1 protein-coding gene is annotated in these 943 nt (G+C 59.2%); it reads right to left on the bottom strand.

From position 1 onward, the window contains the following. The coding region (locus P24_RS18990; protein ID WP_008946371.1) for a flagellin at nt 1–522 on the bottom strand (522 nt) is incomplete at its 3' end. Between the last annotated feature and the right edge of the window lie 421 nt (nt 523–943).

Raw genomic sequence — 943 nt, 5'->3', positions numbered from 1 at the left:
CGAGAAGGTGTCCAGATCGCCAATCAGGTCGTTCGGCCGCAGCTCGATGGTCGAACCGTCAATATCGGAGATGACATTGACCGTGGCCGCACCTGAGTTCAGCAGGTTGGTGCCCTGGAAGGTCGCCTGGTTCAGGAAGGCGCGGACCTGATCGACCAGCTGATCGAAGTCAGCCGTCAGGATCGAGCGCTGCGCCGTCGTGATGGCGGCGTTTGCCAGCTCGACGACCTTCTTCTTGATATCGCCGACAAGGTTAGACACCGACGTGGCGCCCGCCTCGGCAACGGTCATCACGCCGCGCGCCTGGGCAAGCCCCTGGGAGACGGCGCTGTAGGCCTTCAGCTCACCGCGCAGACCCTGGGCGATGGAGAAGCTGGAGGCATCATCGACCGCACCCGTGACCTTGAAACCGGTCGAGACACGGTTCTGTGTCTGATCCAGGCGGCTGTTGATGCTGTTCATATTCTGCAGCGCGACAAGCGCGCCGACATTCGTATTGATCGAATTCTGACCTGCTGGCATAGCGAGGCTCCTGTCCGTAGATGACTACGGGCATTCCAGAGCAACCGGCGTGCCACAACAGGAAATCAACATAACCATTTGTTTTTAAAGAATTTATTTTGACGCTTTAGGCCAACGAATGAAACCGCGCAGGATTGCCCCGGCAAGAAGTTCCTAGTCGCTGGCCGGCCATGCACAAAACTGCCCGGTACCGCAGGCAGTTAGCAGCAGCCTTTCCCAAGCCGTAAACGCTTCTCGCAACAAGGCAGAAGCCGCCGGCGAGAATGAAACGCGGCGGACGGAGCAACAGACAAAGAAAAAGGGCGGGACCTTGCGGTCCCGCCCTTCCGGTAAAACCGGTTTCCGTGATTAACGGAACAGGCTGAGCAGCACCGACGGGCGCTGGTTGGCAATGCTGAGGGACTGCGAAGCCAGCTGCTGC

It is taken from the genome of Oceanibaculum indicum P24 (assembly GCF_000299935.1).
Taxonomy (GTDB): Bacteria; Pseudomonadota; Alphaproteobacteria; order Oceanibaculales; family Oceanibaculaceae; genus Oceanibaculum; species Oceanibaculum indicum.
Note: the sequence above shows the minus strand (reverse complement) of the source record. Positions and strands in the feature narration are given on the sequence as shown.